We start from the raw sequence: 24,426 nt of genomic DNA on the forward strand, positions 1-24,426 counted from the left end.
GGCCGGATGGCCGAGCTGCGCCTTGGGCCGCTGCTGCGCTACGTCGACGCGGACGCGGACGCCGACGCGGGGGCGAACGCGACGATCTGGATCGAGGCCGACGGCCCCTGCGAGGCCACGGTACGCACGGCCACGGGCGCCGCGGGCAGCGCGCGCACCTGGCGGGTCGCCGGACACCACTACGCGCTGATCACCGTGACCGGCCTGGTCCCGGGCACCGACGACCCGTACGAGGTCGCCCTGGACGGCCGCCCGGTGTGGCCGCCGCCCGACAGCCCGTTCCCCCCGTCCGTCATCCGCGTCCGCGCCGCCGGCGGGCCGCCGCTGCGGCTGGCGTTCGGCTCGTGCCGCTGGGCCGCGAAGCCCGACGGCGACGACGATCCGGTGGGGCCGGACGCGCTGGACGCGCTCGCCCAGCGGCTGGCGGGGGCGCCGGCCGGTGAGCGGCCGGACGTGCTGCTGCTCCTCGGGGATCAGGTGTACGCGGACGAGACCTCCGCCGGGATCCGTGAACAGCTCGCCGGGCGGCGGGACATCGCCGATCCGGACGGTCCCGGCGGGCAGATAGCCGACTACGAGGAGTACACGCTCCTCTATTACGAGTCCTGGCTCGACCCCGAGGTGCGCTGGCTGCTGTCCACCGTGCCCAGCTGCATGATCTTCGACGATCACGACGTGATCGACGACTGGAACACCTCCGACGCCTGGCAGCGCGAGATCCGCGCCACGTCCTGGTGGCACGAGCGGATCACCGGCGGGCTGATGTCGTACTGGGTGCACCAGCACCTGGGCAATCTCGCCCCCGCCGAGCTGGCCGCGGACCCGCTGTTCAAGGCCGTGCGGGCGGCGGACGACGGGACGGCGCCGGTACGGGAGTTCGCCGAGCGCGCCGACGCCGACGTGACGTCCGTGCGCTGGAGCTTCCGCCGGGACTTCGGCCGGGTGCGGCTGCTGATGGCCGACTCGCGGTGCGCGCGGGTGCTGGCGGAGGACCGGCGGGCGATGCTCGACGCGGGCGAGTGGAAGTGGCTGCGGGAGCAGATGCTGGACGATCCGGGGTCGTACGACCATCTGCTGCTGGGGAGTTCGCTGCCGTGGCTGCTGCCGCCCGCCATCCATGACGCGGAGGCCTGGAACGCCGCGCTGTGCGGGGGCGCGAAGGGCGCGCGGTGGGCCCGGGCCGGGGAGCGGATACGGCAGGCGGCGGATCTGGAGCACTGGGCGGCGTTCCCCCGGTCGTTCACGGCGCTGACCGAGCTGATCGCCGAGGTGGGGCGGGGGCCGGAGGCGCCGGCGACGATCTGCGTGCTGTCGGGGGACGTGCACCACGCGTACATCGCGGAGCCCCGGTGGACGGAGCCGGTGGCCAGCCGGGTGCTGCAGCTGACGTGTTCGCCGATGCACAACAGCATCCCGGGGGTGATGCGCGCCGGGTTCCGCTTCGGCTGGTCCCGGGGCGGGCGGGCGCTGGGGCGGCTGCTGCGGCGTCACGGGCGGGCGGGGCGGCCGGCGGTGCGCTGGGACCTCACCGGGGGGCCGTGGTTCGGCAACCAGGTCATGACGCTCACGCTGGGCGGACGGGACGAGGCGCACGTACTCCTGGAGCAGGCGTCGGAAGGAGGGCTGCGGGAGGCCGCGAGTACAGGCTTTGTGTAGGCCCGCGTTGTGCACTGCCGCCATGACTCCCTCTCCGGCCCTTCCGGCTCAGGGCGAGGACGTGGCGATCAGCGTCCGGGGCCTCGTGAAACGTTTCGGCGGCGCTACTCCCGTCACCGCCCTGGACGGCGTCGATCTGACCGTCCGGCGCGGGACGGTGCTCGGTGTGCTCGGGCCCAACGGCGCGGGCAAGACGACGCTCGTCCGCATCCTGTCCACGCTGATCAGACCCGACGCCGGGACCGCCGTGGTAGGCGGGCTCGACGTGCTGCGCGACGCGCGCGACCTGCGGCGGCTGATCGGGCTGACGGGGCAGTACGCGGCGGTCGACGCCAAGCTGTCCGGGCTCGAGAACCTGTATCTGATCGCGCGGCTGCTGGACGTGCCGCGCAGGGCCGCCCGGGCGCGGGCCCGGGAGATGCTGGAGCGGTTCTCGCTGACCGAGGCGGGCAACCGGCCGGCCGGTACGTACTCCGGCGGTATGCGGCGGCGGCTGGACCTGGCGGCGAGCATCGTCGGTGAGCCGGCGGTGCTGTTCCTCGACGAGCCGACGACGGGCCTCGATCCCCGGACCCGCAACGAGGTGTGGGACGAGGTGCGCCGGATGACCGGCAACGGGACGACGGTGCTGCTCACCACCCAGTACATGGAGGAGGCCGAGCGGCTCGCGGACGCCCTGGCCGTCGTCGACCGCGGCAAGGTGATCGCGGACGGGCCGGTGGAGGAGCTGCGGGCCCGGGTCGGCGGGAGCGTCCTGCGGGTGCAGCCGGCCGATCCGGCGGACCTGCCCGCGATGCGGGCGGTGCTGTCCGGCGCGGTACGGGTGGCGCCGGACGAGGCCGGCGACGAGGGCATGCTGCGGATCCCCGTGCAGGGGGACGACGACCTGACGGCGGTCGTCCGGCTCCTCGGCACCCACGGCTTCGCCCTGGCCCGGGTCGACACCCGCGAGCCCACGCTGGACGAGGTGTTCCTGACGCTGACCGCCGGCGCGCCGGCCCCGGAGAGAGAGAAGGCGATGTCATGAGCAGCGCGGCGATCGGACTGACGGCCGGGGCGGGGCCCGTGCTGCGGCTGCGCCGGAGCACGGCGCATCTGCGGGCGCTTGTCCGGCGCGGGCTGCTGCAGATCAAGGCCGACCCCAACTCGCTCTTCGACGTGGTGCTGGCGCCGGTCATCTACACCGTGCTGTTCGTGTACGTCTTCGGCGGGGCGATCTCCTCGAGCCGGGCCGAGTACGTGCAGTACGTGATGCCGGGGCTGATGGCGATGGTGGCGATCAACGTCGCCATGACCGCCGGCGTCGGCGTCAACTCCGACTTCTCGACCGGCATGATGGACCGCTTCCGCACCCTGCCGATCAGCCGCTTCTCGGTGCTGGCCGCGCAGGTGCTGGTGGAGGCGGGCCGGATGGCCGTCACCATGGCGGTGCTGCTGGGCATGGGCTTCGCGCTGGGCCTTCGGGTGCCGGGCGGGGCGCTGGGGCTGGCGGGCGCGGCGGGGCTGACGATGCTGTTCGGGATGGCGCTGCTGTGGGTGTCGGTGCTGCTGGGGCTGACGCTGAACAGTCCGCAGGCGGTGCAGGGCATCGGGATGGTGGCGGTGCTGCCGCTGCAGTTCGGCAGCTCGATCTTCGCGCCGACCGGCACGATGCCGGGCTGGCTGCGGGCCTTCACCGACGTCAACCCGCTGTCGAACCTGGCCGACGCCTGCCGGGCGCTGGTCAACGGCGAGGGCGCGGTGGCCGCCCCGGCGCTGACGACGGTGGCGTGGGCCGCGGGGATCGCCCTGGTGGTCGCGCCGCTGGCCGCGGTGCGGTTCGGGCGCGGCGACCGCTGATTTCAAGAGGACGTTGGGACGTGCCGGCCGGGTCGCGGTGACCCGGCCGGTGCACGACCGTGAGCGAGGACAGTGTGAGCGCAGTGGATCCGGCCGCGGTGTCCGCGGCACTCGAGGAGTTCATCACCGAGGACGACTTCGTCTGTCTGGGGGCCCGGGCGGCGCTGCGGCGCCACCGGGTCCTCCAGCATCATTACGGGGAGCTGGGCGGCGCGGAGTCCGTCGTACGGCATCTCGACGACCTGTACGCGTTCCTGGAGACGTTCGAGCCGAGCGCGCAGAGCTTCACGTCGTTCGTCGCGACCTTCGACGGGCCGGAGCCGGGGTCGGAGGAGGAGTTCGAGGCGGCGCTGTGGCGTCATCTGCAGGCCCTGCACGACCGGGACCGGCTGGCGTACGACTGGTGCGAGGACTACGACAGCGACCCGGCGTCGGCGAACTTCGGCTTTTCCGTGGCCGGGCACCCGTTCTTCGTGGTGGGGCTGAATCCGCGGGCGTCGCGGCCGAGCCGGCGGTTCGCGTATCCGGCGCTGGTCTTCAACTCGCACCGGCAGTTCAACGCGCTGGGCATCAACTTCTTCAAGCTGCGCATGAAGATACGCAAGCGGGAGAAGGCTTTCCACGGGGCGATGAACCCGAGCTTCATCGCGTACAAGGACGAGGCCAGGCACTACGGCGGCCGGATGACGGAACGGGAGTGGGTCTGCCCGTTCTCCCCGAAGCCGGGGCCGGACGCGGCGACCTCGTCGGCCGAAACTCTTTCGCCTGACTCCGGCAGCACGAAACCGATCTGAAATCGCGCAAAATCCGTCCGACAAGGGTTCAAAACCCGCTCTGGCTAGCCTCGTTCACGAGAAACCAGGACAAACGGACGAGGTGCTGTCGCATGGAGTTCCGCCTGCTCGGCCCCATCGAGGTCACCCATGAGGGGACCCCGGTCCCGTTGGCCGGGACAAAGATTCACACTGTGCTCGCCGCGCTGCTGCTCTCCCACGGGCACGTCGTCCCGGACGGCCGGCTGAGCGAGTTCCTCTGGCGGTGGGACCCGCCGGCGACGATGAACGCGCAGCTGTACACGTACGTGTCACGGCTGCGGAAGAAGTTCGGCGACGTGGTCTCCATCGACCGCCGTCGCCCCGGCTACGTGCTGGACTCCGACGACGCGTGGATCGACACCGTCGAGTACCACCGCCTCGACCGGCTGGGGCGCGAGGCGCTGGAGGCCCGGCACTTCGAGAAGGCGGGGGCGCTGCTGAAGGCGGCCCTCGAGCTGTGGCGGGGGGCTCCGCTGGCCAACGCCACGGAGTTCCTCGCCGAGGCGGAGACGCCCCGCTGGGAGGAGGCCCGGGTCACCACGCTGGTGGGCCGGATCGAGGCCGACCTGGCGCTCGGCCGGCACGCGGAGCTGGTGCCCGAGCTGACCCGCCTGGTCGCCGACCACCCCCTCAACGAGGGGCTGCGGGCCCAGCTGATGACGGCCCTGTACCGCAGCTCCCGGTCCGCGGACGCCCTGGCCGTGTACCGCGAGGGCTTCGTCATCCTCCGCGACGAGCTGGGCATCGAGCCCGGCCCCGCGCTGCGCGAGGCACACCGGCTGACGCTGGACAACGAGCGGCCGGGACCCTCCCCGCAGCCCCGCGGACGGACGGTGATCGGCAGCGGGAGCCTGGTCGGCCAGGGTTCGGCGCCGGCCATGCTGCCGCCGGACGTGGAGGACTTCACCGGGCACCCCCAGCAGCTCGCGGAGGTGGTGTACCGGCTGCGTGGCGCGTCGGCCGGGCGGCCGGACCGGGTGGTGATCACCGGGATGCCCGGCACCGGCAAGTCGGCGCTGGCGCTGCGCGCGGCGCATCTGCTGCGGCACCACTTCCCGGAGGGTCAGCTGTACGCCGACCTGACGGAGGAGGACGGCTCGCCGCGTGATCCGTACGAGGTGCTGGGGACGTTCCTCGGCGTGCTGGGCATGTCCCGGCACACCCAGCCGGGGACCCTGTCCGGGCGGGCGCAGCTCTTCCGGGGGCTGGTCGCGGACCGGCGGATCCTGGTCCTGCTGGACAACGTGGCGGACGGCGCGCAGGCGGCGGCGCTGCTGCCGGCGGGCGACTCCTGCCGCACGCTGCTGACCGGGCGGACGGCGCCGGTCGTGGACGAGGGGACGCATCTTGTACGGCTGCACGTACTCTCCGCGCACGAGGCCCTGGCGCTCCTCGAGTCGGTCGCGGGCGCCGGCGCGGTCCGGCGGGACCCGGCCGGCGCCGCGGCGCTGGTGGAGCTCTGCGACCACGCGCCGCTCGCGGTACGGATCTGCGGACTGCGGCTGGCGGCGGGGGAGTCGGTGGCGGCGCTGCTGGCGCGGCTGACGCCCGAGGAGCGGCGGCTGGACGCGCTGCGGTACGGGGAGCTGGACGTGCGCGCCGGGTTGCGGCGCGGGCACGCGGGGCTGGCGTCCGGGGCGCGGCGTACGCTGCGGCGGCTGGCGGCCCTGCCGGTGCCGGAGTTCTCCGTGTCGCGGGCGGCGCCGCTGCTGGGGCTGGACGCGCGGGAGGCCGAGGACGCGCTGGAGGTGCTGGCGGACGCGCGGCTGATCGACGTGGCGGGGCTGGGCGGGGACGAGCTGGTGTACCGGTTCGCGCCGCTGGTGCGGCTGTTCGCCCGGGAGCTGGCCGAGGCCCGGGGGGTCGCCCCGGACGCGCTCAGCACATGACGAGGCGCCCCCGGGGCCGGCCGGGCTCGCGCGCCGTGGCGGCGGCGGCCACCCAGGGGCCGGGCAGCGGGACGTCGTGCACCGTCCACGGCTCCCGGCGCGGGCCGAACGCCAGGGTCACGGGCCCGTCCTCGTCGGGGCGGGTCTCCAGCCGGGCCAGGTCGGTGCAGAGCAGCCCCTGTCCGGCGCCCTTGACCACGGCCTCCTTGCGCGTCCAGCAGCGCAGGTAGCGCAGCGCCTGGCAGGGCCCGGGCGGCAGCTCCCGCACGTGGTCGTACTCGAACGGCGTGAGAACGACGTCCGCCAGCTCCACCACGTCGATCGGCCGCACCGTCTCCACATCGACGCCGACCCCGCCCCCCGCGCTCACCGCGAGCACGCCGATGCCGTCGGTACGGGCCAGGCTCAGGGACAGCGGCAGCGCGGGGCTCAGCAGCTCGGGCGGCCCCTGGCCGGGGGCGGCGGCGTCGGTGGCGCGCCGGCCGAGGAGGACGGTGCGTGGGTCCACGCCGAGGAGCCCGCCCACGGCCCGGCGGGTCCCGGCGCGGGTACGGGCCAGCGCGACGGCGTGCGACTCGTCGCGCAGACCCCGTACCCGGGCGAGGTCATCGTCCTGGAGCAGCAGGTCGTCGGGGCGGAGGGAGCCGCTGAGCGACCAGCTCCACACGTACACGTCGCCGCTGCGCCGCAGTTCGTCCACCGCGGCCGCTCCCGTGGCCGCCGGCTCACGCCGTACTGGTGTCACGCGTGCGCCTCCCGCCGGCCGCGTACCGGTGCCGCAGCGGTCCGGCGGCGAGCCAGATCACGGTCACCGCGGCCGTCTGCGCCGTCGTGTTCCACAGGGCCGCAGTCCGGGCGCCGCCGTCGGACAGCAGCTGCATGAGCAGGGTGAAGGCGACGGCGATCCCGCTCGCGCCGGCGCAGCGCCGCCACATCTGCCATTCGTGCCGCAGCCGTTCGGGCCCGCGCTCGGGCGGCCGGACCGGGGCAGGGCCGCCCGCGAACCGGTGGGCGAACCACACGTCCGCCCGGGCCACGAAGACCGGGCCGAAGGTAACGCTGACGCCCAGGTAGACGGCGGCCAGGCCGTGGGTGGCGCCCGCCGTGCCGCCGGAGGCGAGGTGCAGGGCGCAGAACGCGACCAGACCGGCGTCGGCGAGCGGCACCCCCAGCAGCAGGGCGCCGCCCAGCCGGCGGGCACGCAGCGCGTACCGGGCGAGCAGGCCCGTCACCAGGAAGCCCCAGAAGGCGACTTCGCAGGCGACGACGGCCGACAGCATCGCCGTGTCGCCGCCCTGCGCCGCGAGGCCCGTCACGCGGCCGCTCCGCGCGCGCCGCCCCCGGGCCGGTCGCCGATCGCGTGGGCGCCGCCGTCGACGTGGATGATCTCGCCGGTCGTCGCGGAGAACCAGTCGGACAGCAGGGCCACACAGGCCCGCGCGACGGGCTCGAACCGCTCGCCGTCCCAGCCGAGGGGGGCGATCTTGTTCCACTCGTCGCTCACGTCGACGCCGTCCTCGAAGGCGATGTTCGACGCGGCGGTGGTACGCAGCGGCCCGGCGGCCACCAGATTGACCCGTACACCCTGCGCGCCGAGGTAGGAGGCGAGATAGCGGGAGCAGGACTCCAGGCCGGCCTTGGCGACGCCCATCCAGTCGTACTCCGCCCACGCCACCGAGGCGTCGTAGTCGAGCCCGACGACGGAGCTGCGCTCGGCGAGGATCGGCAGCACGCTGCGGGTGAGGGCCTGCAGCGAGTACGCGGACACCTGGAAGGCGTGCGCCGCCTCCTCCCACGTCGTGTGCACGAAGTTGCCGCCCAGCGCGCCGGCGGGGGCGTTGGCCACGCTGTGCAGCACGCCGTCGAGACGGTCGGTGTGCTCGCGCAGCCGCTCGGCGAGGGAGGCCAGTTGGGCGGCGTCCGTGACGTCGAGCTCCACCACCGGGGGCGTCTCCGGCAGCCGCTTGGCCACCCGCTCGACCAGACTGAGCCGGCCGAACCCGGTGAGGATCACCCGGGCGCCCTGCTCCTGCGCCACCCGTGCGGTGTGGAACGCGATGGAGCTCGGGGTCAGCACCCCGGTGACGAGAATCGTCTTGCCCTTCAGCAGGTCCATTTTTTCTCCATTCGGATTCCATATTCGGCGGACCCGACCTTCCGCCGGCCGCCGGTCGCGCCCTAAGCTGCCGTAGAAACGCAAACAGCTATCGGAGGTCGGAAATGCTGCTGGTCGTCGAGATCGTCGCCGCTCTGTTCCTGGTCCAGGGAATCGCGCCGCTCATTCAGGAGGCGGCCGGGAAGGATCCCGAACAGAGTTTCTTCATCGTCAATTCCTTCGACGACCAGCAGCCTTTCGCGAGCATTGTGCTGATCCTGCTGGGGGCGTGCATGCTGTACGGGACGGTGCGCACCCGCAGGCAGCGGAGCTGACGCCCGCGGGCCCGTCCGGGCGGTCACCGCAGGGTCTTCGCGACCACTTCGGCGATCGTCCGGACCACCGCGTCCTCGTGGTCGAGCAGATAGAAGTGGCCGCCGTCGAACTCGTAGTGCTCGCAGCCGCCGGTGGTGAGTTCGCTCCAGGCCCCGACCTCCCTGGCCCGCTCGTCGTCCCGGCCGCGCAGTACGGCGACCGGGGCGGCGATCTGTCCGGGGTCGGCGGGCAGATACGTTTCGATCAGCCGGTAGTCCGCCCGGATCACGGGCAGCAGCAGCTCGCGGAGCTCCGGTTCGCGCAGCGCGGCCTCGCTGACGGGGCTGAACTCCAGGATGGAGTCGACCAGCTCGTCGTCCGGCCGGGTGTGCATGTGGCCGGGTCTCTGGCGGTGCGGGGCGCCGCGCCCGGACACCACCAGCAGCCGGGGCCGCAGCCCCCGGGCCTCGCAGCGCTTCGCCACCTCGAAGGCGACGGAGGCGCCCATGCTGTGGCCGAAGAGCACCACGTCCCGGTCGAACAGCGGCCGGATCGCCTCGGTGACCCGGTCCGCCATCTCCGCCATCGTGGCGACCGGCTCCTCCACGAGCCGGTCCGCGTGCCCCGGGTACTGCACCGGGTGGAACTCGACCTCCCGCGGCAGCAGCTCGTTCCAGCCGCGGTAGAAGCCCGCCGATCCGCCGGCGTGCGGCAGGCAGACGAGGTTGACGGCCGCACCGGGCCGGGCCTCCCCGCAGCGCGTCCAGCCGCCCGGCGCACCGCGCGGACCGGCGGGCGGCATCAGGCGTCAGCCCCGTTCATGGCCTCGACGAGGCTGCGCGGACGCAGGTCGGTCCACTCGCGCTCGATGTAGTCCAGGGCCTCCTGCCGGGGACCGGGACCGAACATCTTCTCCCAGCCGGCCGGCACCTCGGCGAAATCCGGCCACAGGGAGTGCTGTCCCTCGTCGTTCACCAGGACGAGGAAGGTGCCGTCGTTGTCGTCGAAAGGATTGGACATTCAGTTGATTCCCTTCAAGAGTCGATCAAGGTGAGCAAATTATCCGGCCCGGGAAATTTCCACAACCTTCTTCCCGATGTCCGCCATGACCTCCGGGAGCGATATCTCGTCGTGCCGTACGTCCAGCCGGTGCAGCTGGATTTCCCCGGTCACGTACGGGGTCCAGTGGGTGTGGTCGCGCCCGTGGCCGGCGGTCTTCTCCGCCCGGAAGAACACGAGGTCGCCGTCGAAGACGCGGGGCCGGAACGCCAGCATCGCCCGGGTGGTGAGCAGATGGGTGTCGAGCACCGCCTCCACCGGGGCCCCGCCCAGGTCGCCGAACTGCCCGAGCTCCTCGCGGACGAGCTCCAGGGCGCGCTCGCGGGCGTCGGGCGCGTGCGGGTCAAGGAACTCCCCGAACACCTCTGTGAACACCTCCTCGAGCGTCGGCTCCGTGCCTCGGCCGCCGCCCTCGGTTCCGGGCAGCGGATAGGAGTCCAGGATGACCAACTGATCTACGGTGAATCCATGTTCCTGGAGGCGGACGGCCACCTCGTGCGCCAGATGCCCGCCGGCGGACCAGCCGAGCAGCCGGTACGGGCCCTGCGGGCTGATGCCGCGGATGCGCTCCACGTACCCGGCGGCCAGCTCCCCGAGCGTGGTCGCCGCGTCGTCGCCGGCGAGGCTCGGCGCCTGGAGCCCGTACACCGGCTGCCGGGGGTCGAGTCCGCCGAGCAGTCCGGCGTAGCACCAGCTGAGCCCGGCGCCGGGCGGCAGGCAGAACAGCGGTGTCACGTCGCCGCGGGTGCGCAGCTCCAGCACCGGCTCGGCGTCCTCGGCGGTCGCGTCCCGGCCGGCCAGGGCCTCGGCCAGGGCGGCGGGAGTGGGGGCGGCGAACACGGCGCGGACGGTGGTGCGGGTGCCGGTGAGGGCGTGGACGCGGGAGACGAGGCGGGCGGCGGCCAGTGAGTGGCCGCCGAGGTCGAAGAAGCTGTCGTCGGCGGCGACCTGTTCGACGCCCAGTACCTCGGCGAACGCGGCGCACAGGAGGTGTTCGGCGGTGGTACGCGGCTTCAGCCCGCCGCCGCCGGTGCGTTCGGGCGCGGGCAGGGCGCGGCGGTCGAGCTTGCCGTTGGGGGTGAGGGGCAGTTCGTCGAGGGTGACGAACGCGGTCGGGACCATATAGGAGGGGAGCGCCGCACGGGCGGCCTCCTTCAGCCGGCCGGTCAGCCCGTCGTCCTCCGCCGCCGGTACGACGTACGCGACCAGCCGGGCGTCCCCCAGCACCACGACCCGGGCGTGGGCGACCCCCTCCACCCGGGCCAGCACCGTCTCGATCTCCCCGAGCTCGATGCGCAGCCCCCGGATCTTCACCTGGTCGTCGGCCCGCCCCAGATACTCCAGCGCCCCGTCGTCCCGCCACCGCACCACGTCCCCGGTGCGGTACATCCGCTCCCCCGCCCCGCCCAGCGGATCGGCGACGAACCGCTCCGCGGTCAGCGGCGCCCGCCCCACATACCCGCGCGCCAGCTGCGCGCCGGCCAGATACAGCTCCCCCGACACCCCGGCGGGTACCGGGCGCAGCGCCGCGTCCAGCACGTACAGCCGGGTGTTCCACACGGGCCGCCCGATCGGTACGGCGCCCTCGCCGGGCGTGCGGTCCCAGTGCGTGACGTCGACGGACGCCTCGGTGGGCCCGTACAGGTTGTGCACGTCCGCCCCGGTGACCTCGATGGCGCGGTCGGCGGTGGTGTCGGGCAGGGCCTCGCCGCTGCAGATGATGCGGCGCAGGGTGCCCGCGGTGCCGGCGGCGGCGGGGTCCTGGAGGAAGGCGTCGAGCATGGACGGGACGAAGTGGACGGTGGTGACGCCGTGGGTGACGATCTCGGCGGCCAGGTAGGCGGGTTCGCGGTGGCCGCCGGGCTTGGCCATGACGAGGCCGGCGCCGGTGAGCAGCGGCCAGAAGAACTCCCAGACGGACACGTCGAATCCGTAGGGCGTCTTCTGCAGGACGCGGTCGGCGGGGCCGAGGCCGTAGCGGTCCTGCATCCACAGCAGACGGTTGACGATGCCGTGGTGGGGGACGCCGACGCCCTTGGGGAGGCCGGTGGAGCCGGAGGTGTAGATGATGTACGCGAGGTCCTGCGGCCCCGCGGGCTCGGTGTCGGTGAGCGGGGCCGGGCTCTGGGCCGCCAGCTCGTCCGACGTCAGCGGGTCGTCGAGGACGAGGGGCTTGACCTCGGCCGTGTCGGGGAGTCCGGCGCTGTTCGTGACCAGGCACGCGGGTGCGGCGCCGGTCAGCATCGCCTCGACGCGCGCGGGCGGGAGTTCGGGGTCGACGGGGAGGTACGGGGAGCCCGCCTTGAGGGCCGCGAGGAGGGTGACCACCAGGTCCGTACCCCGGTGCAGGGCGACGGCGACCGGGCGGTCGGGGCCGGCGCCGCGGGCGATCAGGGCGCGGGCGAGGCGGTTGGCGCGGGCGTGCAGTTCGGCGTACGTGAGGCTTTCGTCGCCGCTGATCAGGGCGACGGCGTCGGGGGTGCGGGCGGCCTGCTCCTCCAGCAGCGCGGTCAGGGTGGTGTCGGGTACTTCGCGATCGGTGTCGTTCCATGCGGCGAGCCGGCGCCGCAGCTCCGCCGGGTCCGCCAGGGTCACGTCGGCCACGCGCTGCTCGGGGTCGGCGGCGACGGCCTCCAGGACGCGCCGCATCCAGGCGCCGATCCGGACCGCGGTGGCCTCGTCGACGGCGTCCGGGCGGTGGTCGATACGCAGCCGCAGCCGCTCCCCCGGCAGGCCGAGGACGGTGAGCGCGTAGTGGGTGCCGTCCTCGGCGTCCATGTCGGTGATCTCGACGCCGCCCTCGAGGGTGGGGGCGGTGTCGGCGTCGACCGGGTAGTTCTCGAAGATCGTGGTGGTGTCGAAGAGTTCGCCGTGTCCGGAGCGGGCCTGGATCTCGGCGAGCTGGACGTGCTGGTGCGGGGTGAGGGCGGTCTGCCGGGTCTGCAGGCTCGCGTACAGGTCGGCGAGCCGGTCGCCGGGCCGCCAGCTGACGCGGACCGGGAGGGTGTTGATCAGCAGCCCGATCATCGTCTCGATACCGGGCAGCTCCGGCGGCCGGCCCGAGACCGTACCGCCGAAGACCACGTCGTCGCGGCCGAGGAGCGAGCCCAGGACCAGGCCCCACGAGCCCTGGACCAGGGTGTTCAGCGTCCAGCCCCGGCTCTGGGCGGTGGCGGTGAGCCGGTCGGTCAGCTCACGCGACAGCTCCACCAGGTGCGTCCGCGGCGCCACCGGCTCCGCCTCCTGGGTCCCGGGCGGGCCGGTCAGGAGGGAGGGGCCGTCGAGGCCGCTCAGCTCGTCCGCCCAGACCTCCAGGGCGTCGTCCTTGTCCTGCCGGCCCAGCCAGGCGAGGTAGTCGCGGTACGGGGTGACCCGCCGCATCCCGGACGGGTCTCCGTCCCGCTCGTACAGCTCGAAGAGGTCGTCCAGCAGCAGCGGTACGGACCAGCCGTCGACCAGGATGTGGTGGAGGGTGACCAGCAGCCGGAACACGCCCTCGGACACCTCGGCCAGCACGAAGCGGATCAGCACGTCCGAGTCCAGCGCGAACCGCCGTCCGCGCTCCTCGGCGCACAGCTCCTCGAACGCCGTCCGGGCGTCGGGCGCCTCGGTGAGGTCCACCTCGCGCCAGGGCAGGTCGACCTGGCGGCGGACCACCTGGAGCGGCTGGTCCATGCCCTCGTGCATGAACACCACGCGCAGATTGGGGTGCCGGTGCAGGAGGGCGCCGGCGGCGGTGCGCAGCCGGTCCGGGTCGAGGGGGCCGCGCAGCTCCACGGAGAGGTGGACGGTGTAGACGTCGTGGCCGTCCGCGGCGCCGAGCGCGTGGAAGAGGAGCCCCTCCTGGAGGGAGGAGAGGGGCAGCACGTCCTCGATCTGACTCTGGGCCATGGTCACTTCCTCAGCTTTGCTTCGAGCAGGTCGATGTGGTGCTGCGACAGCGGTACGAGGGACAGGTCGGACGGGGTGAGACCGCCGGCGTCCGGGTTGTCGGCGTGGGTGGTGAGCGCGCCGAGGGCCTGGCGCCAGAGCTTGCCGAGGCGGTTCACCTGGGTCTCGCGCAGGAGGGCCTTCGGCCAGGACAGGGTGATGTGCAGGCTGGGGCCGCCGGCGCCGTCCATGGTGGCGGCGTTGATCTCCAGGACGTGCGCGAACGGCAGGTCCTCCTCGCCGACGCCGCCGGCGCCCTCGCCGACCGACACCCAGTGCTCGCCCCCGCCGTCGCCGTCGTCGGCGGAGAAGCGGCCCAGGTAGTTGAAGCCGATCAGCGGCGGTGCCTGGCCGGCGAGTTCGCCCCGGGTGTCCGGGTTGACCCAGCGCAGGAGGCCGTAGCCGAGGCCCTGGTCGGGGATCGCCCGCAGCTGCTCCTTGACCTGCTTGAGCGCCCCGCCGACCTGCGGTCCGGCCGCCCGGACCTCGGTCCACGGGACCCGGCCGGCGGAGACCCGTACCGGGTACTGGGAGGTGAACCAGCCGACCGTACGGGAGAGGTCGTGGCCGGCGGCCAGGACGTCCTCGTGGCGGCCGTGGCCCTCGAGGTCGAGCAGCATGCCGTCGGCCGCGTAGGCGGGGGCCCATTCGTCCATGGCCATGGCGAGGCCGGAGATCAGGACGTCGTTCACCCCGGCGCGGAACACCGACGGGACGGTGGTGAGGAGGGCTTCGGTCTCCTCGGGCGGCAGGACGACGGTCACGGTACGGGCCGTGCCGATGGTGTCGCGGGCCGGGTCGAGGGGCTTTGCGCCCAGGGGGCCGCGGCCGTGGGCGAGGGTGTCGCGCCAGAAGCCGAGCTGGTCGGTCCAGCGTTCCGTACCGGCCGCCGTCGCCAGGGCGGAGGCCCAGCCGCGCATCGAGGTGCCGACGGGCTCGAGTTCGACGGGGTTCTTCGTGGAGACCGCCTGCCAGGCGGCGGCGAGGTCGGGGAGGAGGATGCGCCAGGAGACGCCGTCGACGACGAGGTGGTGGATCATCACCAGCAGCCGGCCGTCGGCCTCCGCGCCGGCGTCGAACCAGACGAGCTGGGCCATCACGCCGTCCTGCGGGGCGAGTCGGGCCCGTGCGGCTTCGGCCTCGCGCTCGATGGCTGCCGCCTCGTCCTCGCCCCGGATGTCCACCCGGGTCACCAGGTCCAGCGGCGCACCCGGCTCGGGGACCTCCATCGTCCAGCCGTCGCCGGTGACCACGAGCCGCGCCCGCAGCCCGTCGTGATGGTCCACGACCGCCCGCACGGCCGCCGTGAGGTCGTCCAGCCGCAGCCCCGCGGGCACCGGCACCACGTACGACTGGTTGAACCCGTCGACCGAACCACCGCCGGCCCGCAGCCACTCCATCACCGGCGTCGCGGGCATCTCGCCCACACCGGCCCGGCCCGCGGCCTCCACGGACTCCTCCACCGCCACGGCGGCCAGCTCACCGACGGACTGCCGCTCGAAGACGTCCCGCGCGGTGAAGATCAGCCCGGCCTTGCGGGCCCGGCTGACCAGCTGGATCGACGCGATGCTGTCACCGCCGAGGTCGAAGAACCCGTCGTTCACGCCGACCCGGTCCACGCCGAGGATGTCGCGGAAGATGCCGGCGAGGATCTCCTCCCTGCGGTTGGTGGGCAGGCCGCCGTCCGGGGCCTTGCTGTCCACGGCGCGTTCGGGCACGGGCAGCGCCCGGACGTCGAGCTTGCCGTTCGGGGTCAGCGGCAGTTCGTCGAGCCGCACGAACGCCGAGGGCACCATGTAGGCGGGGAGCTGCGCGGACACGTGTTCCGGGAGGCCGTCGGTGTCGCCGACGACGTAGGCGACGAGCTGCTTGTCGCCGGGGCGGTCCTCGCGTACGACGACGGCCGCCGTGGAGACGCCGGGGCCGGCGAGGAGGGCGTTCTCGATCTCGCCGGGCTCGATGCGGAAGCCGCGGATCTTGACCTGGTCGTCGGTGCGTCCGACGTAGCCGATGTTCCCGTCCCGCGTCCACCGGACGATGTCGCCGGTACGGTACATCCGCTCCCCCGGCGCCCCGAACGGGCTTGCCACGAACCGCTCCGCCGTCAGCGCCGACCGCCCGCCGTAGCCCTGCGCCACACCGTGGCCGGTGAGGTACAGCTCGCCGGGTACGCCGACGGGGACCGGGCGCAGCGCCGCGTCGAGGACGTACCCCCGCATCCCCTGCAGGAGGCGGCCGATGGGCACGCCGTCGGCCGGGGTCCAGCCGCCGGGCACGGGCCAGCAGGTCGCGAAGGTCGTGGTCTCCGTCGGGCCGTAGCCGTTGACCAGCCGGATCCCCGGCCACGCCGCCCGCACCCGGCCGATGGCCTCCGCGGACGCCTTCTCGCCGCCGAACCAGACCTCGCGCAGGCCCGCGAAGGCGTCCACGCGCTCGGCGGCGATCGTGTTGAAGAGGGTCGTGGTGATCGCGACGCCCGTGACGCCGCGCCGCTCCACGGCGGCGTGCAGCTCGTCGGGGCCGAGGAGGCCCTGCGGGGCGACGACGATCGTGCCGCCGCGCAGGAGGGGGACCCACATCTCGTACGTGGAGGCGTCGAAGGCGTGGGAGGCGTGCATCAGCACGCGGTCGTGGCCGCCGCCGTCGAAGCACGGGTCGAGGGCCAGGTCGACGACGTTCCCGTGGGTGACGATCACGCCCTTGGGGACGCCGGTCGTGCCGGAGGTGTACATCACGTACGCCGGGAGGCCGGGGGTGACGGCCCGCCACTCCTCCTCCGCCAGCAGGCCGCCGATGCAGGCGGCGTCGGCGAGGGCGTCGAGGGTGAGCGTGTCCACGGCTCCGCGGAGCTCGCCGGGGACGTCGGCGCGGTCGGTGAGGAGGAGGACGGCCTCGCTGTCCCGGGCGATCCAGGCGAGGCGGTCGGCGGGGTGGGCGTCGTGGAGGGGGACGTAGGCGCCGCCGGCCCAGATGACGGCGAGTTCGGCGACGACCAGGTCCAGCGAGCGGTCCATCAGCAGGGCCACCCGCGAGCCCGCGCGGACGCCGCGCCCGCGCAGGACGTGGGCCCAGCGGCCGACGCGGTCGTGCAGCTCGGCGTAGGTGAGCTGCGTACCGTCGGCGCCGACGAGGGCGACGGCGGCCGGCGCCTCCAGCACCTGGAGGGCGAAGAACTCCGTCAGCGCCAGCTCCGGGGCGAGGCGCTCGCCGGCCGCGGCGGTCAGGGTCCGCTCCTCCGCGGGCAGCAGTACGTCCAGAGCGGACACCGCGCGCCCGGGGTCGGCCGTGACCTGCGCGAGCACCTGGGAGAGGCGGGCGCAGAGCGCGTCGACCGTCTCGCGGTCGAAGAGGTCCCGGGCGAACTCGATGTCGCCCGCCAGACCGGCCGGGAGGCCCTCTTCGTCGAAGAGCTCCTGGAGGTCGAAGGCGAGGTCGAACTTGGCCGGCGCCCCGGCCACCTCCACCACGGAGGGCGTCACGCCGGGGATGTTCAGCGCGGGCTCCGGGGCGTTCTGGATCATCAGCATGACCTGGAACAGGGGGTGACGGGCGAGGGAACGCTCGGGATTCAGTACCTCGACCAAACGGTCGAAGGGCACGTCCTGGTGGGCGAAGGCCGACAGGTCCGTGTCCCGTACGCGGTCCAGCAGTTCCGCGAAGGTCGGGTCGCCGGACACGTCCGTACGCAGGACGAGGGTGTTGACGAAGAACCCGACGACCTCGTCCAGCGCCACGTCCGTACGGCCGGCCACACCGCTGCCGAGGGGGATGTCGTCCCCGGCGCCGAGCCGGGAGAAGAGGGCGGCCAGCGCGGCCTGCAGCACCATGTAGACGCTGACGCCGGACTCGCGCGCGAGCCGGGCCACGCCCGCGTGGGCCGCGGCGTCCAGCTTCCACTCCGTGCGGCCGGCGCGGTACGTGGCGACGGCGGGGCGCGGACGGTCGGTCAGCGCCTCCAGCGTCTCGGGGACGTCGGCCAGCTGCTCCTTCCAGTACGCGAGCTGCCCGGCGATGACGCTGTCGGGGTCGTCCTCGGAGCCCAGCACCTCGCGCTGCCAGAGCGCGTAGTCGGCGTACTGGACGGGGAGTTCCGGCAGGTCACGGCCCAGGTACGCGGCCTCGAGGTCGCGCATGAGGGGGGTCAGGGACCAGCCGTCGCCGGCGATGTGGTGCAGGACGACGAGCAGGACGTACATCTGCGGGCCCGTACGGAACAGCTCGGCCCGCATCGGCAGCTCGGTCTCGAGGTCGAAGCGGTGGGCGATCGCGGGCGGCAGCACCTCGGCGAGGTCCGCCCCGGCGATCTCCCGGACGGTGAAGGGGACCTCCGCGTCCAGCACGATAACCTGCACCGGGCGGCCGTCCACCTCGGGGAACAGGGTGCGCAGGGCCTCGTGGCGCGCCATCACCGCGTTGAGCGCCCGGCGCAGCCGCTCGACGTCGACCGGGCCGTTCAGCCGGATGGCGGCGGGGATGTTGTACATGCCGCCGTTGCTGTCCAGCCGGTCCAGGAACCACAGCCGCTGCTGGGAGAGGGAGATCGGCAGAACGTCGGGACGCTCCATCACCCGCAGCGCGGGCCGGCCCGCACCGGCATCGGCGAGGGACTTGGCCAGCCCGGCGACGGTCGGCGACTCGAACACCGCCCGTACCGACAGCTCGACGTCGAGCGCGGCGCGGATCCGGCTGACGAGGCGGGTGGCGAGGAGGGAGTGGCCGCCGAGGTCGAAGAAGCTGTCGTCGACGCCGACGCGCTCGGCGCCCAGGAGCTCGGTGAAGATGCCGCAGAGGACTTCCTCGGCCGGTGTACGCGGCCCCCGGAACTCCGTGCCCTCGTACACCGGGGCGGGGAGGGCGCGGCGGTTCAGCTTGCCGGAGGCGGTGAGCGGGAGCTCGTCGAGGGCCATGAAGGCCGAGGGCACCATGTACGGCGGGAGGACGGCCGCCGCGCGCTCGCGGAGGCCGGCGGTGTCGGCGTCGCCGACTATGTAGGCGACGAGCTGCTTGTCGCCGGGGCGGTCCTCGCGGACCACGACGGCGGCCTTGGCCACGCCGGGGCATTCGGCCAGGACGACCTCGACCTCGCCGGGCTCGATGCGGAAGCCGCGGATCTTGACCTGGTCGTCGGCGCGGCCCAGGTACTCCAGGGTCCCGTCGCGGCGCCAGCGGACCACGTCGCCGGTGCGGTACATGCGCTCGCCCTCGTCCCCGTGGGGGTTGGCGACGAAGCGCTCGCCGGTCAGGACGGCGCGGCCGACGTAGCCGCGTCCGACGCCGGCGCCGGCGATGTAGAGCTCGCCCGGGACTCCGACGGGCACCTGGCGGAGGCCGGCGTCGAGGACGAACACCTCGGTGCCTGCCACGGGCCGGCCGATGCCGGGCACCACGCCGTCGGGGCCGTCCATGGCGCCGACGACCGAGTACACCGAGGTCTCCGTGGGCCCGTAGCCGTTGGTCACGCCGTGCGTGATCTCACGCAGACGGTCCGCCAGCCACGCGGAGACGGCCTCGCCGCCCAGCAGACCACGCAGACCGGTCAGCGCCTCGGGGACCTGCTGGACCAGGGTCTCCCAGTACGTGGGCGTGGCCTGAAGGAACGTAGCCCCGCACGTGACCGCCAGATCACCCAACTGGACCGGGTCCAGCACCACATCACGGGTCGCCAGCACCAGCCGGCCACCCGCCAGCAGCGGAACGAAGATCTCCACGTTCGAGATGTCGAACCCGAACGTCGTCACCGCCAGGAACACGTCCGACTCGTCCACGGAGAACCGAGCCCCCATGTCGGCCAGCACGTTCTCCAGACCACCGCGCGTGACCCCCACGCCCTTCGGCCGACCCGTCGACCCGGACGTGTACAGCACATACGCCAGACAGTCCCCGGACGCCTCCACACAGGAGACAGGCTTCACAGACTCCGGCAGATCATCCGTCAGCACCAGCTGGAGACCATCCACCGGCAGCCGGTCCCCCAGCTCACCGGTCGTCACCACGCAGGCCGGCGCCGCATCCCCGAGAATCATCGCGATGCGCTCCGCCGGCAGCGCCGGATCCACCGGCACATACGCCCCGCCGGCCTTGACCACGGCCCACAGCGCCACCACCAGATCCACCGACCGCGACAGCGCCACCCCGACCAGCCGATCGGGCCCCACACCGCAGCCCACGAGCACCCCGGCCAGCCGGTCCGCCCGCTCCTTCAGCTCCCCGTACGTCACCTGCTCGTCCCCGGAGACCACAGCCACCGCCGACGGACTCGCGGCCACCCGCGCCTCGAACCGGTCCACCATCCCCGGCTCCGAAACGACATCACCCAGTCCCCACGTCTCCAGCAGCCCGGCCTCGCCGTCCACCAGCACATCCAGCTCCGACACCCGCAGCCCGGGCTCGGCGACGGTCTGCCCCAGCAGCCCGGCCAGACGCTCACCGATCCCCCGGGCCGTCTCGGCGTCGAACAGATCCGTGGCGAACTCGATGTCACCGACCAGCCCGGCCGGACGGCCCTCGTCGTCGAAGTCCTCCTGAAGGTCGAAGATCATGTCGAACTTGGCGACCCCGGCCGCGACTTCCCGCACCGACGGGGTGATGCCGGGCAGATTGAGCTCGGGCTGCTGGTTGTTCTGCAGCAGCAGCATGACCTGGAACAACGGGTGCCGCGCGAGGGAACGCTCCGGGTTCAGCACCTCGACCAGACGGTCGAAGGGCACGTCCTGGTGGGCGAACGCCGACAGGTCCGTCTCCCGCACCCGCTCCAGCAGCTCCGTGAAGGTCGGGTCGCCCGACACATCCGTACGCAGCACCAGCGTGTTGACGAAGAACCCGACCACGTCGTCGAGCGCCACATCCGTCCGCCCGGCCACAGCGGTCCCGAGCGGGATGTCCTCCCCCGCCCCGAGCCGCGAGAACAGCGACGCGACGGCGGCCTGCAGCACCATGAACACACTCACGCCACCCTGCCGCGCCAGCTCCGCCAGCCCAGCATGCGTACCGGCGTCCAGCCGCCACGCCACCCGATCCCCGCGATACGAGGCCACCGCGGGCCGAGGCCGATCCGCCGGCAGCTCCAGCACCTCCGGCACCCCGGCCAACTGATCCCGCCAGTAAGCCAGCTGACCCGAGATGACGCTCGCCGGATCATCCTCCGACCCCAGCACCTCCCGCTGCCACAGCGCGTAGTCCGCGTACTGCACCGGCAGCCCCGGGACCTCCCGCCCCAGATACGCCGCCTCCAGATCCCGCATGAACGGCGCCAGCGACCACCCGTCACCCGCGATGTGATGCAGCACGACCAGCAGCACACACGCCTCGGGCCCCGTACGGAACAGCTCCGCCCGCACCGGGATCTCGGCCGCCAGGTCGAACCGATACCCCGCCGCCTCCGACAACGCCCCGTCGAGCCCGGCCTCCGTAACCTCCCGCACGGCGAACGGCACCCCGGCCTCCGGCAGGATCACCTGCACCGGCTGACCGTCCACCTCGGGGAACAGCGTCCGCAGCGCCTCATGCCGCGCGACGACCGCGTCCAAAGCGCCCTGCAGCCGCGCCACATCGACCGGCCCCTCCAGCCGGACCGCCGCCGGAATGTTGTACATCCCGCCGTCCCGGTCCAGCCCGTCGAGGAACCACAGCCGCCGCTGGGCGAACGACAGCGGCACCACGTCCGGCCGCTCCCTCACCCGCAGCGCCGGCCGCCCGGCCTCGGCACCGAACAGCGCCTGCCCCAGCCCCGCGACCGTCGGGTGCTCGAACACCACCCGGATCGACAGCTCGGCCTCGAACTCCGCCCGGATCCGGCTGACCAGCCGCGTCGCGGACAGCGAGTGCCCGCCCAGATCGAAGAAACTGTCGTCGATCCCGACGGACGCGAGCCCCAGCACATCCCCGAAGACGGCACACAGCCGCTCCTCCGTGGAGTTCCGCGGCCCCCGCCCCCGCACGGATACGGCGGACGCGTCCTCCGGCGCCGGCAGCGCCCGCTTGTCGAGCTTCCCGTTCGCGGTGAGCGGCAGCACGTCCAGCGCGACGAAGGCGGACGGCACCATGTACTCGGGCAGCCGCCCGGCGGCGTACTCCTTCAGCCCCTCCGTCCCGGAGGCCACCACATAGGCGACGAGCCGCTTGTCGCCCTGCCCGTCCTCCCGTACCAGCACGACGGCCTGGCTGACGGACGGATGCTCGGCGACGACGGACTCGACCTCACCCAGCTCGATCCGATACCCCCGGATCTTCACCTGGTCGTCGACCCGCCCCGCGAACTCCAGCGTCCCGTCGTCGCACCACCGCACCATGTCGCCCGTGCGGTACATCCGCGCGCCCGACTCCCCGAAGGGGTTGGCCACGAACCGCCCCGCCGTCAGATCGGGACGGTCGGCGTACCCGCGGGCCAGACAGTCACCAGCCACGTACAGCTCGCCGACCATCCCCGGCGGCAGCGGCCGGAGCATCGAATCCAGCACGTACAGCTGGGCGTTCCACATCGCGGTACCCAGGGAGAGGATCTCCGCCGGGATCTCGTCGTCCGGCTCGATCGCCAGGGCCGTGCAGCCGACGGTCGTCTCCGTCGGCCCGTACTCGTTGATCACCCGCACCCCCGGGTGCTCCGCCCGCCACGCGTCGAGCTGCGCGCCCGGCAGCGGCTCGCCGCCGAGGACGAGCTCCGCCGTGGGGCTGTACTCGGCCGGGAGGGCCTGGAGCAGGGCGAGGTGGCTGGGCGTGCCCTTCAGGAACGCCACGCCCTCGGCCGGTACGGGGGCGTCCGGGTCGGGGAGGCCGTCGGTGAAGCGCGTCAGGTGCACGGTGCCGCCGGAAACCAGCGGGGCGTACAGACCCGTGACCGTGAGGTCGAAGGAGACCGGGGAGTGCAGGAGGGTGCTGCGGGCGGACGCGGGATAGATGTCGAGCGTCCACAGCAGGTAGTTGACGACGGCCCGGTGTTCGACCATGACGCCCTTGGGGCGGCCGGTGGAGCCGGAGGTGTAGATGACGTAAGCCGGGTGGCCGGGCAGCAGCGGGGAGCGGCGGTCGCTGTCCGAGAGGGGGGTCGGGGACAGCCCGTCGAGCTCGGCGGCCACGGCGGGATCGTCCAGCAGGACGGTGCCGAGACCCCCTTCCGGCAGCTGCCCGGCCAGTTCGGTGGTGGACACGAGGCAGACGGGCCGGGTCTCCTCGAACATGCCGGCGATCCGGGACGCGGGGTGCCCGGTGTCGAGCGGCAGATAGCCGGCGCCGCTCTTCAGCACCGCGAGCAGGGCCACGACCAGGTCCGTGCGCTGCGGCAGCGCCACGGCGACCATGGTCTCCGGCCCGGCGCCGCGGGCGGCGAGCAGGCGGGCGAGGCGGTTGGCGCGGGCGTGCAGCTCCGCGTAGTCGACGGTCGTGTCGCCGACGCCGACGGCGGGGGCCGTGGGGTGGGCGGCTGCCGCCTCCTCAAGGAGCGCCGTGAGGGTGGTGTCGGGGAGCGGGTGGCCGGTGTCGTTCCAGTCGACGAGCATGCGCCGGCGGTCGGCGTCCGTGAGCAGGCCGAGGGCGGCGACGGTCCGCTCGGGGTCGTCGGCGGCCGTACGGAGGATGTCGTGCAGCCAGCCGCCGATCCGGGTCGCGGCATCGTCGGTGACGGCGTCGGGGCGGTAGTCGATACGGAACGTCAGCTCGTCGCCGGGCATGCCGACCAGGCTGATCGCGAAGTGGGTGGCGTCGCGGGCGTCGACGCCGGTCATCTCGAGGCCGTCGGGCAGCGGGGGTGCCTGCTCGGCGCCGAGGGGGAAGTTCTCGAAGACGGTGGCCGTGTCGAAGAGCTCGCCCTGCCCGAACCGGCGCTGGATCTCGCCGAGCTGGACGTGCTGGTGGGCGGTGAGGGCGCTCTGGCGGGCCTGCAGTCCGGTGAACAGGTCGGCGAGCCGGTCGCCGGGCTGCCAGTGGACGCGGACGGGCAGGGTGTTGATGAGGATCCCGACCATGGTCTCGATGCCCGGCAGCTCCGGCGGCCGGCCGGAGACCGTACCGCCGAAGACCACGTCGTCCCGGCCGAGGAGGGAGCCGAGGACGAGGCCCCAGGCGCCCTGGATCAGGGTGTTGACCGTCCAGCCCCGCCGCCGCGCGGTCGCACCGAGGCGTTCCGTGAGCTCGCGCTCCAGCACCACGTGCACCGACCGCGGCACCGTCGGCGTGCCGCCAGCCTGCCCGGCGCCGAGGAGGGTCGGCGCGGCCAGTCCCGTGAGCTCGCGGTCCCAGGCGTCGAGCGCGCCGTCGGTGTCCTGGCGGGTCAGCCAGGCGAGGTAGTCGCGGTACGGGGTGACCCGCCGCATCCCGGACGGGTCGCCGTCGCGCTCGTACAGCTCGAAGAGGTCGTCCAGGACGACGGGCACCGACCAGCCGTCGATGAGGATGTGGTGGATGGTCACCAGCAGCCGCCACCGCTGCCCCGGCAGCTCGCCGAGGGTGAAACGGACCAGCGGGGGGCGGGCCATGTCAAAGCGGCGGGTGCGGTCCTCGTCGGCGTACGCGGCGAACGCCGCCTCCGCGCCGTCGCCGTCGGCGGTGAAGTCGAGGTCCGTCCAGGGGGTCCGTACCTGACGGCGGATCACCTGGACGGGCTTCTCCAGGCCCTTGTGCCGGAACGCGGCGCGCAGATTGGGGTGGCGGTGCAGGAGGGCGCCGGCGGCAGTGCGCAGGCGGGTCTTGTCGAGGGGGCCCCGCAGCTCCACGGAGAGCTGCACCGTGTAGACGTCCGGCGCCTTGTCGTCGTACAGCGCGTGGAAGAGGAGGCCTTCCTGGAGGGAGGAGAGGGGGAGAACGTCCTCGATCGCCGACTTCTTCATGACCAATGCCT

Annotated in this window: 13 protein-coding genes; 6 read left to right on the top strand and 7 right to left on the bottom strand. The window is 73.4% G+C overall.

What is annotated here, in order from left to right; translation table 11 throughout:
• The first annotated feature begins 6 nt into the window (after positions 1-6).
• From SRB5_RS07060 to SRB5_RS07080, 5 genes are all read left to right on the top strand, one after another.
• The gene (locus SRB5_RS07060) at positions 7-1,656 is read left to right on the top strand and encodes an alkaline phosphatase D family protein (RefSeq protein WP_153450568.1); all 1,650 of its coding nucleotides are present in this window, start codon (positions 7-9) and stop codon (positions 1,654-1,656) included.
• 22 nt (positions 1,657-1,678) lie between these two features.
• Positions 1,679-2,683, top strand: coding sequence for an ATP-binding cassette domain-containing protein (locus tag SRB5_RS07065; protein ID WP_153450569.1), 1,005 nt, complete (start codon positions 1,679-1,681; stop codon positions 2,681-2,683).
• A complete protein-coding gene (locus SRB5_RS07070) occupies positions 2,680-3,495 on the top strand; it encodes an ABC transporter permease (RefSeq protein WP_153450570.1) in 816 nt (271 codons plus the stop codon). The genes SRB5_RS07065 and SRB5_RS07070 overlap by 4 nt, the downstream gene beginning before the upstream one ends.
• A gap of 74 nt (positions 3,496-3,569) precedes the next feature.
• A complete protein-coding gene (gene gntA, locus SRB5_RS07075) occupies positions 3,570-4,289 on the top strand; it encodes a guanitoxin biosynthesis heme-dependent pre-guanitoxin N-hydroxylase GntA (RefSeq protein WP_323377213.1) in 720 nt (239 codons plus the stop codon).
• Positions 4,290-4,381: 92 nt separating this feature from the next.
• A complete protein-coding gene (locus SRB5_RS07080) occupies positions 4,382-6,199 on the top strand; it encodes an AfsR/SARP family transcriptional regulator (RefSeq protein ID WP_153450571.1) in 1,818 nt (605 codons plus the stop codon).
• Here the strand turns inward: SRB5_RS07080 and SRB5_RS37440 are convergent.
• From SRB5_RS37440 to fabI, 3 genes are read right to left on the bottom strand one after another with little or no spacing between them, the layout of a single operon-like run.
• On the bottom strand, positions 6,189-6,944 hold the full coding sequence (locus SRB5_RS37440; protein WP_153450572.1) for a 4'-phosphopantetheinyl transferase family protein: 756 nt from the start codon (positions 6,942-6,944) through the stop codon (positions 6,189-6,191). The two genes, SRB5_RS07080 and SRB5_RS37440, sit on opposite strands and share 11 nt — an antisense overlap.
• Positions 6,925-7,515, bottom strand: coding sequence for a hypothetical protein (locus tag SRB5_RS07090; protein WP_153450573.1), 591 nt, complete (start codon positions 7,513-7,515; stop codon positions 6,925-6,927). Before SRB5_RS07090 ends, SRB5_RS37440 begins: the two co-directional genes overlap by 20 nt.
• On the bottom strand, positions 7,512-8,315 hold the full coding sequence (gene fabI, locus SRB5_RS07095; RefSeq protein WP_153450574.1) for an enoyl-ACP reductase FabI: 804 nt from the start codon (positions 8,313-8,315) through the stop codon (positions 7,512-7,514). The genes SRB5_RS07090 and fabI overlap by 4 nt, the downstream gene beginning before the upstream one ends.
• Positions 8,316-8,419: 104 nt before the next feature.
• Here fabI and SRB5_RS07100 point away from each other — a divergent pair, with 104 nt between their 5' ends.
• A complete protein-coding gene (locus SRB5_RS07100) occupies positions 8,420-8,629 on the top strand; it encodes a hypothetical protein (protein WP_153450575.1) in 210 nt (69 codons plus the stop codon).
• 23 nt (positions 8,630-8,652) lie between these two features.
• Here the strand turns inward: SRB5_RS07100 and SRB5_RS07105 are convergent, their stop codons facing one another.
• The 4 genes from SRB5_RS07105 to SRB5_RS07120 are packed head-to-tail and all read right to left on the bottom strand — an operon-like array spanning position 8,653 to position 24,415.
• Complete coding sequence (locus tag SRB5_RS07105; protein WP_153450576.1) at positions 8,653-9,411, bottom strand: thioesterase II family protein; 759 nt, start codon at positions 9,409-9,411, stop codon at positions 8,653-8,655.
• Positions 9,411-9,629, bottom strand: a complete 219-nt coding sequence (locus SRB5_RS07110) for an MbtH family protein (protein ID WP_153450577.1) — start codon at positions 9,627-9,629, stop codon at positions 9,411-9,413. Before SRB5_RS07110 ends, SRB5_RS07105 begins: the two co-directional genes overlap by 1 nt.
• Positions 9,630-9,668: 39 nt before the next feature.
• Positions 9,669-13,559: a non-ribosomal peptide synthetase gene (locus SRB5_RS07115; protein WP_153450578.1), complete on the bottom strand. Its 3,891-nt coding sequence runs from the start codon at positions 13,557-13,559 to the stop codon at positions 9,669-9,671.
• 2 nt (positions 13,560-13,561) lie between these two features.
• The gene (locus SRB5_RS07120) at positions 13,562-24,415 is read right to left on the bottom strand and encodes a non-ribosomal peptide synthetase (RefSeq protein WP_153450579.1); all 10,854 of its coding nucleotides are present in this window, start codon (positions 24,413-24,415) and stop codon (positions 13,562-13,564) included.
• Positions 24,416-24,426: the final 11 nt, after the last annotated feature.

This window comes from Streptomyces smaragdinus, from assembly GCF_009604385.1.
Classification (GTDB): domain Bacteria; phylum Actinomycetota; class Actinomycetes; order Streptomycetales; family Streptomycetaceae; genus Streptomyces; species Streptomyces smaragdinus.